The 14,155-nt window shown below is 63.9% G+C and carries 8 protein-coding genes and 1 pseudogene; 5 read left to right on the top strand and 4 right to left on the bottom strand.

Annotation, left to right across the window (positions count from 1 at the left end; genetic code table 11):
- Positions 1-8: 8 nt before the first annotated feature.
- Both MUY37_RS01295 and MUY37_RS01290 read right to left on the bottom strand, forming a co-directional pair.
- On the bottom strand, positions 9-1,187 hold the full coding sequence (locus MUY37_RS01295) for an acetyl-CoA C-acyltransferase (protein ID WP_499193677.1): 1,179 nt from the start codon (positions 1,185-1,187) through the stop codon (positions 9-11).
- 71 nt (positions 1,188-1,258) lie between these two features.
- Positions 1,259-1,708 carry a MaoC family dehydratase gene (locus MUY37_RS01290; protein WP_499193676.1) on the bottom strand — a complete coding sequence of 150 codons (450 nt, stop codon included), beginning with the start codon at positions 1,706-1,708 and terminating at the stop codon, positions 1,259-1,261.
- A gap of 225 nt (positions 1,709-1,933) precedes the next feature.
- Here MUY37_RS01290 and MUY37_RS01285 point away from each other — a divergent pair.
- Positions 1,934-3,517: pseudogene (locus MUY37_RS01285) on the top strand (sulfatase-like hydrolase/transferase); the annotation flags it as partial.
- 284 nt (positions 3,518-3,801) lie between these two features.
- On the opposite strand, the gene MUY37_RS01280 reads toward MUY37_RS01285, so the two are convergent.
- Entirely contained in the window at positions 3,802-5,208 is a 1,407-nt protein-coding gene (locus MUY37_RS01280; RefSeq protein WP_499193675.1) for a DUF5935 domain-containing protein, read from the bottom strand.
- Entirely contained in the window at positions 5,201-5,383 is a 183-nt protein-coding gene (locus tag MUY37_RS01275; protein WP_115415398.1) for a hypothetical protein, read from the bottom strand. Before MUY37_RS01275 ends, MUY37_RS01280 begins: the two co-directional genes overlap by 8 nt.
- 81 nt (positions 5,384-5,464) lie before the next feature.
- On the opposite strand from MUY37_RS01275, the gene MUY37_RS01270 reads away from it, so the two are divergent.
- From MUY37_RS01270 to MUY37_RS01255, 4 genes are all read left to right on the top strand, one after another.
- On the top strand, positions 5,465-6,700 hold the full coding sequence (locus MUY37_RS01270) for a TIGR04063 family PEP-CTERM/XrtA system glycosyltransferase (RefSeq protein ID WP_499193674.1): 1,236 nt from the start codon (positions 5,465-5,467) through the stop codon (positions 6,698-6,700).
- 11 nt (positions 6,701-6,711) lie between these two features.
- Positions 6,712-7,698 carry a hypothetical protein gene (locus tag MUY37_RS01265; protein WP_499193673.1) on the top strand — a complete coding sequence of 329 codons (987 nt, stop codon included), beginning with the start codon at positions 6,712-6,714 and terminating at the stop codon, positions 7,696-7,698.
- A 232-nt stretch (positions 7,699-7,930) separates the two neighbouring features.
- Positions 7,931-12,586, top strand: coding sequence for a glutamate synthase large subunit (gene gltB / locus MUY37_RS01260; RefSeq protein ID WP_499193672.1), 4,656 nt, complete (start codon positions 7,931-7,933; stop codon positions 12,584-12,586).
- 126 nt (positions 12,587-12,712) lie between these two features.
- A complete protein-coding gene (locus tag MUY37_RS01255; RefSeq protein ID WP_499193671.1) occupies positions 12,713-14,149 on the top strand; it encodes a glutamate synthase subunit beta in 1,437 nt (478 codons plus the stop codon).
- Positions 14,150-14,155 lie beyond the last annotated feature (6 nt).

The raw sequence follows: 14,155 nt of genomic DNA, 5'->3' as shown, positions 1-14,155 counted from the left end.
TCCCGCTGTTAGAAAATCTCGAACAGGCCGGCTGCGCCCATGCCGCCGCCGACACACATGGTGACTACGCCGTATTTGGCGCCGCGGCGCTTGCCTTCGATCAGCGTATGGCCGACGCAGCGTGCGCCGGTCATGCCATAGGGATGACCGATCGAGATCGAGCCGCCATTGACGTTGAGCTTGTCGTTGTCGATGCCCAGCTTGTCGCGGCAATAGAGCACCTGCACGGCGAAGGCTTCGTTCAGTTCCCACAGGCCGATGTCGTCGACCTTGAGGTCGAAGCGCTTCAGCAGCTTGGGGATTGCGAAGACCGGACCGATGCCCATTTCATCGGGCTCGGTACCCGCTACCGCCATGCCGACATAGCGGCCCAGCGGCTGAAGGCCCTTCTGTTCGGCGACCTTGGCTTCCATCAGGATCGAGGCCGAAGACCCATCCGAAAGCTGCGAGGCGTTACCCGCCGTGATCGAGGTGCCGGGACCCATGACCGGCTGGAGGCCCTGAAGGCCTTCGAGCGTGGTGGAAGGGCGGTTGCCTTCGTCCTTGGCGATGGTGATCTCGACATCCGAAATCTCGCCGGTTTCCTTGTTCTGCACTTTGTGCGTGGTGCTGACGGGTACGATTTCGTCGTCGAACTTGCCCGCTTCCTGCGCGGCGGCGGTGCGCTGCTGGCTGGACAGGGCATATTCGTCCTGCGCCTCGCGGCTGATGCCATAGCGCTGGGCGACCGTTTCGGCGGTCTGGAGCATCGGCATGTAGATCGCCCCGTGCATGGCGATCAGCTCGGGATCGGGCATCACGCGCATTTCCTTGGTCTGCACGAGGCTGATCGATTCCTGGCCGCCCGCGGCAACAACATCCATGCGATCGGTGATAATCTGCTTGGCAGCCGTGGCGATGCTCATCAGGCCTGAAGAGCACTGACGGTCGATGGTCATGCCGCCTACCGACACGGGACAGCCGGCCCGCAAGGCAACCTGACGGGCCAGATTGCCGGCCTGTGTTCCCTGCTGGAGTGCGGCACCCCACAACACGTCGTCGACCTCGCCGGCCTCGATACCGGCGCGCTCGATGGCTGGCTTCAGAGAATAGGAGCCGAGCGTCGGCCCCTTGGTGTCGTTGAACCCGCCCTTATACGCGCGGCCGATGGCTGTGCGGGCGGTGGAGACGATAACTGCGTCACGCATGAATATTTCCTCGAATTGCTAAAATTGTCCGATCCTCGCCCCTAAAGAATCTTGGGGGGAGGAGGGGGAAATCAGACGAAAATTTGGGTGATCCATTCGGTGATCAAAGCGGGTTTCTCCTCGCCTTCGATCTCCATAGTGATCTCGCAGGTCTGCTGCCACTGGCCGGGGCGCTTTTCGTTCATTTCGATCAGCTTCCAGTGGCCGCGAATGCGCTTGCCGCTGCGGACGGGGCTGATGAAACGGGTTTTGTTGCCGCCGTAATTCACGCCCATCTTCACGCCGTCGAGCCTGGGCATGTCCGAATTGGCGCCGAGATAGGGGATCATCGACAGCGTGAGAAAGCCATGCGCGATGGTGCCGCCGAAGGGCGTCATCTTGGCCTTTTCTTCGTCGATATGGATGAACTGGTGATCGCCGGTGGCCTCGGCGAACTGGTTGATCCGTTCCTGGCTCATCTCGACCCATTCGCTGGTGCCGATGGTTTCGCCGACTTTCTCGGCCAGATCCTGCGGGCTCATGCGCGCCTCTCCTTTATCCAAAAACGTGGGTTTCGCGCGACTCCGGCCACGCGATGCGAGGCGAGTCATGGCGCATGGAAAGAGGGTGCGCAACCGCATCGCATGTGCCGCTACGGCATGGCGAGCCTCTGCTGCCGTTGAGAAAGCGCCCGTGCATATTGAGCCGATTCGCACGACCGCTATGGTCGCATCAGGGGGCATGAGCCGCCGCGGAACGGGAGGATCATGGCGGGACGAATGGTTACTGGATTGCTTCGCCCCGCAATCGGGGTTCCGCTGGTAGCGGCGATTGTCGCGCTCGCCGAGCTCCTTGTCGCGAACCGCAAGTTCGGTGTCTTCACCGGCGGCTTCGGGCAGTCGAGTGCAGTCGACACCCCTGGCGAGATCGCCCTCTTCGCTCTGGGCTTCGTGCTCGCCCAGCTCGCCATCGCACTGCTGGCATGGAAAATCGCGGCGAGGCTCGCGAGATCCTCGGGCGCACAGGCGGCGGTTCTGCATTTCGCCTTTCTTTATGGCGGGATCAGTCTGCTGATCCTGAGCCTCCAGTACCAATTGCACTCCTATTTCAGCGATGCGGTCAGCTTCGCCCTGCTCAAGCAGTTGGGAGGGGGAAGTGCCACCGACGCGCTGCTCTTCGCCAAAAACGAAATCATGCTGGGGCTGGTAGCCCTCGCCGCCTTCCTCTTCGCATGGTGGGTCGCGGCCCGGTTGCTGCATCGGCTGACCGGGCCGCAGCCCGCGTTCGAGGCCACCAGGCCCGGATGGCATAAGGTCGCTGCCATATGGCTTTTGCTTATAGGGGGGCTGCTCGTCATTCCGCGGATCGGCGGGGATGGGGCACGCGGGCTGGAGCGCATCATGGCCTGGCAGGCGCTGGGCGACCTGCTCTCGCTGGCGAGCGATTTCGATGGCGACGGCTATGGGCTGGCGGGGCGCGTGATCGACCCGCACCCCTTCGACGAAGCGCGCCATCCGCTTGCGCTGGACGTGCCCGGCAATGGCATCGACGAGGATGGGTATGGCGGCGACCTCGCGCTCGTCCCCGTTCCCGGCATTCTTCCCGAAACGCCGTTGAGCGGCGAAAAACCGCATCTCGTCATCGTAGTGCTCGAAAGCACCCGGGCGGACGTGCTGGGAAAACAGATCGACGGGCAAATGGTCGCCCCGAATCTTGCCCGGGTGGCCGCGCAGGGCGGCGCCATCGCCCCCGCCTACAGCCATGTCGGCTTCACCACTGCCTCGCTCAAATCGCTATTCGCCGGTAGTCTGGTCGTTCCTCCGGGCTCGCCGAGCCTGTTCCGCGAACTCGACCGGAGCGGCTACGAAATCGGCGTGTTCTCGGGCCAGCCGGAAGATTTCGGCGGTATTTCGGAAGCGGTCGGAATGCGCGAGGCGGCCGATCATTTCGTCGATGCAGAACTGCTCAAGGAGCAGCGTGCTTTCAGCTTCGCCGCGCAAGGCTCATTGCTGATCGACGAGAACATCGTGCTGGACCGGTTCGATGACCTGCTGGGCGATCCCGCCATCTGGGCGACGCCGCAATTCGTCTACCTCAACTTCCAGACCCCGCATTTCCCCTATCACCATAAGGGGGTGCCCGAACGCTTCGCGCGCCCGCCGCTGGAACGCGGCCAGATCAGCGCGGAGAACCGGGACGCGCTCCAGAGAACCTATTGGAACGCGGTGGCCTACAGCGATGCCGCACTCGGGCGCCTCATCGATCGCCTCCAGTCTATGGGCGTATGGGACGATACGGTCCTGGTGGTCACCGGCGACCATGGAGAGGCGCTGTTCGAAGAAGGGTTCCTGGGGCATGGCCACATCATCAACGATCGCCAGAACGCGACCTTTTTCGCCAGCAATCGACCGCTGGCTGGCGTTTCCGCGCCCATTTCCCTGAGCGATTACCGGCGGATCATTCTGCGGATGCTCGGGGCCGAGGTGCCGGAGGGACCGATTTTCGAGCCCTTCCTGCATATCGGCCCGCTTGAATCGCCGACCGCCATCGGCATGGCCGACCGGCAATTAGGCGTCATCTCGCTGAGGCTCGACAGCGGCGCGGCCTGCGTGACTTCGCAAGGCCGATGCCGGAATTACGCCTCGCTCGAGGGGGCCGAGCGCGAAGCATTCGATCGGCTGGTTGCGCGCTGGGGGTCCGAGCGCTGGGCCGCGCGGCGGCGGGAGGTACGGCCCGTAGCGGCCTCGTCGCAGCGCTTGAGATAGGCCCACAGCCCGCATTGCAGGCCAATCAGGATCAGGATCACCGGCTGATAGGCGATCCCCTGGAAGAGCGATCCGACCAAGTAGATGATCTGCGCCATCTGCAGGGCGCTGGCGAGCGGCGCCTGCCAGCTCGCGCCTTCGCGCCCCCGCCAGCGTCGGCGGATCCTTTCCATCTGCCACAGCCCGCTGGCATGCAGCCACAGCCACAGGAACAGGCCCACCCAGCCCTGTTCGCCGAGCACTTCGAAGATCGACGAATGGAAAGCGCGCGCCTCGTCGACCACATCCCGATACTCGACCATGGTCGTGTTCGCGTTCTCCTCGACCTGCGGCAGGCGGTATTCGAACCGGTTTCCGCGATAGGAATCGAAGCCTCCACCCATCGGGTTCTCGAGCGCGTAATCGTAGGTCCACTGCCACACTGCGAGGCGGGTCGAGGCGGACTGGTCCTCTTCGTGGCCGGCAATAAGCCCCATACGCTCGTAATAGCTTTGGGGCAGGAACGGCGCGGCCATCAGGACCATCGCCGCACCGGCAGCGACGAAGGTCAGCCGCCGCTTGACGTCGCGCAGCAGCAACAGCGCAAGTACGCCGATACAGACGAGGCCGGTACGGGCCTCGGTGCCGACCGGGATCAGCAGGCAGGCGAAGATGAAGGCCCAGCCGAACAGCTTCACCCGCCAGTCTGGCGGAAACACTTTCCCATGGTGCATGAACCACCAGATGATCGGGATGAGCCCGACCGCGACGGTGGACAGCGTCGAACTTTCATAAATGTTCGAATTGTCGTTCACGAAGAAATAGAGATTGCCGTACCCTCCGCCGCCCAGCACGGTCTTGAGGCTGGCGGAAATGATGATCGCCCCCGCGGTCAGCGTCACCACCAGCGTCGCAAGTTCGATCCTGAGCCGGGTGACCAGGGTGAAAGGCAGGAAGATCGCGAAGACCAGCGCACGCCAGACCCATTCCCATTTGGTGGCTGCCTCCACGGGGAAATCGGCCCATTGCAGCGTCAGGAAACACCAGCCGAGAAACGCGACCATGATACCCTGACGCAGTGTAAAACGGATCTGCGATTTCGTGTCGGTCACGGCCCAGCCGACAAAGGCCAGGACGAAGGCGATGAGGGAAATCGGGAGCAGCGGGGTCAGCGTCCAGCCGATCTTCTGCGGGGCGAGGATGTCGATGTAGAGATAAGCCAGGACCCAGACAAACGGGCGTCTGAGGCCGAGCGCGAAGAGCGCCATCACAAACAGGAACAGTGCCAGGTCAAGCATCGGAGGCTTGGCCCCGCTCGCGGCGTGCACGGCGAGCCGCGCGTTCTTTGGGCTTGCCCTCTGCAATTTCGGCACCGGGCGGATCCTCGCGATCGAGTTCATCGCGCGCAATCACGCGCAATATCCCGATGAGGATCAGCGCGTGAGTCAGTCCGAGGGCGAGGTAATCGATCACTATGGGGTGCTTTCTCGCATGAACCCCTAATGCACCGGGGTTGACGCGGCGTTAAGTGTACTGTGTCACATCGGCGATCCCATGACCCGCATTCTGCATGTCCTCGACCATTCGCTGCCGCTGCACAGTGGCTACACCTTTCGTACGCGCGCTATCCTGAAAAGCCTGCGCGCAGCGGGCATGGAGGTTCGCGGGATTACCGGCGCGCGCCATTCGGGAGGCGGTCCGGCGATCGAACAGGTCGAGGGGCTTACCTTCCACCGGGTTGGCGATATTCCCTCCGGCCCTCCGGGTCTGCGCGAATGGCGCGAAATCGAATCGCTGCGAAAAGGTATCGAGAGAGTGGCCGCCGATTGGCGCCCCGACATTCTGCACGCCCATTCGCCCGCACTGTGCGGCATGGCGGGACTGCGGGCCGCGCGCCAACTGGATTTGCCCTTCGTTTACGAAATCCGTGCGTTCTGGGAAGATGCCGCTGTCGGCAACGGGACGGGACGCGAAGGATCGCTCAAATACCGCCTCACCCGGTCACTCGAGAACCGGGTGGTGGCCGGGGCCGATGCAGTCTTCACCATTTGCGCAGGCCTGCGCGACGACCTGGTAGCGCGCGGCCATGATGGCGCCAAGATCGGCCTTTCGCCCAATGGCGTCGATCTCACTCTGTTCGGCGATGCCCCGCCGCGCGATGGCGCACTGGCCGAAGCAATCGGTATTGGCGGGGGACCGGTGATCGGCTTCATCGGCAGCTTCTACGACTATGAGGGGCTCGACGATCTGATCGCTGCCATGCCGCTGCTGCGCGAGCACCACCCGGCTGCCCAATTGTTGTTAGTGGGTGGCGGACCGATGGACGAAGCGCTGCGGGCGCAGGCTGCCGCGTCTTCAGCCGGGGAGGCAATCGTGTTCACCGGGCGCGTCCCGCATTCCGAAGTCGAGCGGTATTATTCGCTCGTCGACGTGCTTGCCTATCCGCGCAAAAAATCGCGTCTGACCGATCTGGTGACTCCGCTGAAACCGCTGGAGGCGATGGCGCAGCAGCGGATCGTCGCGGCGAGCGATGTCGGCGGACATCGCGAGCTGATCGAAGACGGCGTGACCGGACTGCTGTTTCCGCCCGACGATCCGCCCGGGATTGCCACAGCGCTGGCGCGCTTCATCGACGAGAAGTATCGCTGGCCGGGCATGCGAGAGGCCGGACGGCTCCATGTCGCCGAAAACCATGACTGGGCGCGGAACATCGATCGTTATCGGGCCGTTTACCAAGCTCTGCTAGGAAACGAATCTGCCGCGGCCGCAGGAGCCGCATTGAACGGGTGATTGGGTAAGCGATGACTGCCGCCAAACGCACTGCGCCGATCAGCAGCCACCCCGCTTTCAAATGGGGCGTGGCCGCGTGGTTCGCCTTACTGCTCGGCCTTGGCCTCTTCGTCATGCCGCCGGCCATCCACGCAGTGCTGGCCGAACGCATCGGCATCGCCGGTATTCTGAGCGATAGCACCGCGATCCGCGCGGCATTGTCGCTGATCGCTGCGGCGCTCGGCCTGTTCATCGGTCTTGTGCTTGCAATCCGCGTGGCGGCGATCAACGAGGCTTCGCGGGCGGATGACGACGACGCCGAAACGGACAGCGCCGGGATCTGGTTGCAGGATCGCGAAGACGAACAGGGCATCGAGACCGGGCCTGCCCCGCTTGAGGCAGGTGCCCCGCGCCGCCCCTTCAATCCGCGCGAGGACATCGCCGAGGAAGGGATTGGCATGGCCGACAAGCAGATCGAGGACGAAAGCCCTGCGGAGCAGGCAGCCCCCACCGAAAGCGGGCACGCGCCTGGAATCGACCAGATCGATGGCAGGGCCGAGGACCGGTTTATTTCCGAGGACTGGGAAGAGCTGCTCCCCGAAACGGGTATCGCGCCTGCCTGGGACGAATCACGGGAATCGCCCGGCATGGCGGCAGAGGCGCCTTCGGACGCTCCGTTGCCCGAAGCTCGGGACACCGCAGCGATCGCAGACGCGGTCGGTTCCGAAGAGCACCCCGAAGATTCGGATACGCCGGGAAACGACACTGTGATGCCCGCCGCAATTGGCGATCTTCCTCTCGATGCGCTGACCGAACGGCTCGGCGCCGCGCTCGCCGCGCTGAAGGCGGGGCCGCCTGCCCAGGCCGCCACGAACGAGGGCGATCCCGTTAGCGCTTCCCTGCACCGCGAAGCCGAGCGCGAGGCGCCCGGTCCGGTTCCAGCCCAAAGCCCGAGCGATCCGCAGGCTGAACTGCGCAGCGCGCTCGACAAACTCAGCCGGGTGGGCAAGCCCGAATAAGGCTCGCGCCGAAGGGGTCGGATTTCCGCTACGGAATCGTACCGAAAAGCGTAAATCTTGATGTCCGTGAAATTTTGCTACGCTTCTCGCAGTTGCAAAAAACCTTTCCTGTCGGCATGACGGGCCTTCGCGCAATTTTGCAGGCGCCGTGTTCGGCGCCGATCGACCCTGCTCCCGGCCGCCCCGCATAAAGCGAGGCCGGTTGGTGGGCACGAAGGAGGACGCTTCGCCCATGGGACGCACGCCGCCCCACACTATCACGGGTCTCTACGATCCGCAGAACGAACACGATGCCTGCGGTGTCGGCATGGTCGCGCATATCAAGGGTGCGAAAAACCATGCCATCGTCACCCAGGCGCTCGAAATTCTCGCCAATCTGGACCACCGCGGCGCGGTCGGCGCCGATCCGCTGCTGGGCGACGGGGCGGGAATCCTTTTGCAGATTCCCGATCCGCTCATCCGAAAATGGGCAGACGGTTGCGGCCACGATTTGCCGCAGTCGGGCGATTATGCCGTGGCGATGTGTTTTCTCCCGCAGCAGGAGGAAGCCCGCGAATTTGTCGAACGGCAGCTCGAACGGTTCGCCGAGAAGGAAGGCCAGCGCGTCATCGGCTGGCGCGATGTCCCGACCACGCTGGACGGGCTGGGCAAGGCGGTGGTCGATTCGATGCCGGTCATTCGCCAATGCGTCATCGCCCGCGGGACGAACTGCCTCGACAACGATGCCTTCGAGCGCAAGCTAGTCGTCATCCGCAAGCAGACTCTCAACCCGCTGAAAGCACTCGAGGCCAAGCATGGCATCGAAGGGCTCAGCCAGGCCTATATCCCGAGCTTTTCCAGCCGCACGGTAGTCTATAAGGGCCTGCTGCTCGCCAACCAGGTCGGCAGTTTCTACGACGATCTGCGCGATCCCGATTGCGTTTCGGCGCTCGGCCTCGTCCATCAGCGTTTCAGTACCAACACCTTCCCCAGTTGGCGCCTCGCCCACCCCTATCGCTTCATGGCGCATAATGGCGAAATCAACACGGTGCGCGGCAATGTAAACTGGATGGAAGCGCGCCGCCGGACGATGGAAAGCGAGCTGCTCGGCTCGGACCTCGACAAGATGTGGCCGCTGATCCCGCATGGGCAGTCGGACACCGCCTGCCTCGACAATGCGCTCGAACTGCTGCTCACCGGCGGCTACAGCCTCGCGCATGCGATGATGATGCTGATGCCCGAGGCATGGGCGAAAAACCCGCTGATGAGCCCGGAGCGCCGCGCCTTCTACGAATATCATGCCGCGCTGATGGAGCCGTGGGACGGCCCGGCGGCGGTATGCTTCACCGATGGCCGCCAGATCGGCGCCTGCCTCGACCGTAACGGATTGCGCCCTGCCCGCTGGTGCACCACCAAGGACGATCTCGTCGTGCTCGCCTCGGAAAGCGGTGTCTTGCCGTTCGACGATTCCGACATCACGCGCAAATGGCGGCTCCAGCCGGGCCGCATGCTGCTGATCGACCTCGAACAGGGGCGCATCGTCGAGGACGAGGAGCTCAAGGCCGATCTCGCCGCCGCCGAGCCTTACGAGGCGTGGCTGGCGAAGGCGCAATACAAGCTTGAGGACCTCGATCACATCGAACCCGAGCTGTCGGCCATTCCGGTTGCCGACACCTCGCTGCTCGAACGCCAGCAGGCCTTCGGCTACACGCAGGAAGACATTGCGCGCTTTCTCGAACCGATGGCGCGCGGCGGCGAGGACCCGATCGGATCGATGGGCACCGATACGCCGATCGCCGTGCTGTCGGACCGCAGCCGCCTGCTCTACGATTATTTCAAGCAGAATTTCGCGCAAGTGACCAACCCGCCGATCGACCCGATCCGCGAAGAGCTGGTGATGAGCCTGCTGTCGATGATCGGACCGCGTCCGAATCTGCTCGGCCGCGATGGCGGCACGCACAAGCGCCTCGAAGTTTCGCAGCCAATTCTCACCAACGAGGATCTGGCCAAGATCCGTTCGGTCGAAGTCGCGCTGGATGGCGCCTTCCGCACCGCCACCATCGACATCACCTGGGATGCAAGCACCGGGGCTGACGGTCTCGCCATGGCTCTGAAGGAGATGTGCTGGGCCGCGACCGAGGCGGTGCTGGGTGATGCCAACATCCTGATCCTGTCCGACCGGGGCCAAGGCCCCGACCGCATCCCCATGCCCGCACTGCTGGCCACCAGCGCCGTCCACCACCAGCTGGTACGCCAGGGCCTGCGCATGCAGACCGGCCTCGTCATCGAAACCGGCGAAGCACGCGAGGTGCACCATTTCTGCGCGCTGGCCGGATACGGGGCGGAAGGCATCAACCCCTATGTTGCGTTCGAAACGCTCGAGCATCTGCGCGCCGACCGCTTTCCCGATCTCGCTCCCGGCGACGTCGCACACAATTACGTCAAGGCGGTGGGCAAGGGCATCCTCAAGGTGATGTCCAAGATGGGTATTTCGACCTACCAATCTTATTGCGGCGCGCAGATCTTCGATGCGGTCGGCCTCAATTCCGAATTCATCGACGCCTATTTCGCCGGCACGGCGACCACGATCGAGGGCATTGGCCTCAAGGAAGTGGCGCAGGAAGCGGTGCTGCGTCACGCGCAGGCCTATGGCGACAATCCGCTATACGAAGGCATGCTGGATGCGGGCGGGATTTACCAGTACCGCCTGCGCGGCGAAGCCCATGCCTGGACCCCGCAATCGGTCGCGCAATTGCAACATGCGGTGCGCGGCAACGATGCGAAGAACTACGCCGAATTCGCGGCTAGCGTGAACGAGCAGTCGGAGCGCCTGTTGACGATTCGCGGGTTGATGGAACTGCAACCGGCCGATCAGCCGCTGAGCCTCGACGAGGTCGAACCGGCGGTCGAGATCGTCAAACGCTTCAGCACCGGCGCCATGAGCTTCGGCTCGATCAGTCACGAGGCGCATTCGACGCTGGCCATCGCGATGAACCGCCTGGGCGGCCGCTCGAACACGGGCGAAGGCGGGGAAGAGCCCGAACGCTTCCGGCCGCTCGACAATGGCGATTCGATGCGTAGCCGGATCAAACAGGTCGCCAGCGGCCGGTTCGGCGTGACCACCGAATATCTGGTCAATTCGGACGATATCCAGATCAAGATGGCGCAGGGCGCGAAGCCCGGAGAAGGCGGCCAACTTCCCGGCCACAAGGTCGACAAGCGTATCGGCAAGGTGCGGCATTCGACCCCGGGTGTGGGCCTCATCAGCCCGCCGCCGCACCACGATATCTATTCGATCGAAGATCTCGCCCAGCTCATTCACGACCTGAAGAACGTGCAGCCCGAGGCGCGCATTTCGGTAAAGCTGGTGTCCGAGGTCGGCGTTGGCACGGTCGCTGCGGGCGTATCCAAGTGCAAGGCCGACCACGTAACGATCTCCGGCTATGAAGGCGGTACGGGCGCGAGCCCGCTGACCAGCCTCACCCATGCCGGCTCCCCGTGGGAAATCGGCCTCGCCGAAACGCAGCAGACGCTACTGCTCAACGATCTGCGCAGCCGCATCGCGGTCCAGGTCGATGGCGGCCTGCGCACCGGGCGCGACGTCGCCATCGGCGCGCTGCTGGGCGCGGACGAATTCGGCTTCGCCACCGCTCCGCTGATCGCGGCAGGCTGCATCATGATGCGCAAGTGCCATCTCAACACCTGCCCGGTAGGTGTAGCGACGCAGGACCCGGTGCTGCGCAAGCGTTTCACCGGGGCGCCCGAGCATGTGATCAACTACTTCTTCTTCGTCGCCGAAGAGCTGCGCCAGATCATGGCCGAAATGGGCTTCCGCACGGTCGAGGAAATGGTCGGCCGGGTCGACCGGATCGACATGCGCCGCGTGGAACGCCACTGGAAGGCGCATGGCGTCGATCTGAAGCGCATCCTCCATGCCGTTCCGATCGAGGAAGGCAAGGCGCTGTTCCACACCGATACGCAAGACCACGGACTGGCGGCGGCGCTGGATGTCGAGCTGATCGAAGCCTGCAAGCCCGCGATCGAAAGCGGCCAGGCGGTCCAGCTCACCCGGACTATCCGCAACGTGAACCGCACCGTCGGCACCATGTTGTCGGGCCGGATCGCCGAGGCGCACGGGCATAGCGGGCTCGCCCCCGACACCATCCGGATCGATTTCACCGGGGTTGCCGGACAAAGCTTCGGCGCGTGGCTCGCGCACGGGGTGACAATCAGCCTGACCGGCGATGCCAACGATTATGTCGGCAAGGGCCTGTCGGGCGGCCGGATCATCGTGCGCCAGCCGGACGCGGCTCCGCGCGCGCCGGGCGACAATATCATCGTCGGCAACACCGTGCTGTATGGTGCGATCGCGGGCGAGGCCTATTTCCACGGCGTTGCGGGCGAACGCTTCGCCGTGCGCAATTCGGGCGCCGTCGCCGTGGTCGAAGGAACGGGCGACCATGGCTGCGAATATATGACCGGCGGTGTGGTCTGCGTGCTCGGCGCGACGGGCCGCAACTTCGCTGCCGGGATGAGCGGCGGGGTCGCCTATGTCTACGACCCCGAGCGGCGCTTTGAAAAGCTGTGCAACCATGCGCAAGTCGATGTGATCGATGTTCAACCGGGCGATGGCGAGGGCGCCGAAAAGAGCTGGGGCACACCGCAGCAGCGGCCCGTCTCGGTCGAGAATAACGGCATGGGCGATCCGCTGTACCACGATGCCGAACGGCTCAGGGTTCTTGTCGAACGGCACCTGCTCCATACCGGATCGGCCCAGGCCAAGGCGCTGCTGGACGACTGGACGAACGAGCTCAAGAACTTCCGCAAGGTGATGCCGCGCGACTACGCCCGCGCACTGAAGGCACTCGAAGACGAACGCGAACAGGCGGCGATGGAAGCGGCGGAATGAGCAACATCAACCTACCCCGTTCTTCCCGCGAAGGCGGGAATCCCGTATCTATTTTCAACTTTCCCGCAAAGCCTGGCGGGACTCCCGCCTGCGCGGGGGCTTCGGCCAAATCGGAGATTTGACCCCGTGGGCAAGGAAACCGGCTTTCTCGAATATGAGCGCAAAGATCGCACCTATCGCGATCCCGAAGAGCGGCTGACGCATTATAATGAGTTCGTGGTTCCCTTGTCGGACGACCAACTGCGGACGCAGGCGTCCCGGTGCATGAATTGCGGCATTCCATATTGTCACACCGGTTGCCCGGTGAACAATATCATCCCGGACTGGAATCATCTCGTCTATGAAGACGACTGGAAGAATGCGCTCAAAGTGCTGCATTCGACCAACAATTTCCCCGAGTTCACCGGCCGCGTGTGCCCCGCCCCGTGCGAGGCGGCCTGCACGCTGAACCTGATCGACAGCCCGGTGACGATCAAGTCGATCGAGTGCGCGATCATCGACCGTGGCTTCAAGGAAGGCTGGGTCAAGCCGCAGCTTCCCGAAAAGCACACCGGCAAATCGGTCGCGGTGATAGGCAGCGGCCCGGCGGGCCTCGCCTGCGCCCAGCAACTTGCGCGGGCGGGCCATGCCGTGACCGTGTTCGAGAAGGCCGACCGGATCGGCGGGCTGCTTCGCTACGGCATTCCCGACTTCAAGATGGAAAAGCACCTGATCAACCGCCGCGCGGTGCAGATGGAGGCCGAAGGCGTCCAGTTCCGCACATCGAGCGAAGTCGGCGTCGAGGTCAGCTTTCAGGCCCTGCAGGAGAATTTCGATGCCGTGGTCCTGGCCGGCGGCGCGGAAGAAGCGCGCATGCTCGACATTCCTGGTTCGGAGCTCGATGGTGTGCGGCTGGCGATGGAATTCCTCACCCAGCAGAACAAGCGCAATGCGGGCGATGACGAAGTCCGCGCCGCGCCGCGCGGCAGCCTGACGGCTACGGGCAAGCATGTGATCGTGATCGGCGGCGGCGATACCGGTAGCGACTGTGTCGGCACGTCCAACCGCCAGGGCGCTGCCAGCGTCACCCAGCTCGAAATCATGCCCAAGCCGCCCGAAAAGGAAGACAAGGCGCTGACCTGGCCCGACTGGCCGCTGAAACTGCGCACATCGTCCAGCCACGAGGAGGGCGTCGAGCGCGACTGGGCCGTTCTGACCAAGCGCGTGGTCGAGGAAAACGGCGATGTCGCGGGTCTCGAATGCGTGCGGGTCGAATGGAAAGATGGCCGCATGCAGGAGATCGAAGGCAGCGAGTTCACGCTCAAGGCCGACCTCATCCTCCTGGCGATGGGCTTCACCGGCCCCAAGCGGCGCGGCCTGCTCGACCGCGCGGGCGTCGACCTCGACACGCGCGGCAATGTCGCGGCGGATACCGACTGGTATCTCACGAGCGAGGCGAACGTGTTTTCCTGCGGCGACATGCGGCGCGGGCAGAGCCTGGTAGTCTGGGCGATCCGCGAGGGGCGCCAATGCGCTCATGCCGTCGACAAGGCACTGATGGGCGAAAGCGCCCTGCCACGCTGAGGCTCG

The organism is Qipengyuania sp. ABI-127-1, from assembly GCA_022953095.1.
Classification (GTDB): Bacteria; Pseudomonadota; Alphaproteobacteria; order Sphingomonadales; family Sphingomonadaceae; genus Qipengyuania.
Note: the sequence above shows the minus strand (reverse complement) of the source record. Positions and strands in the feature narration are given on the sequence as shown.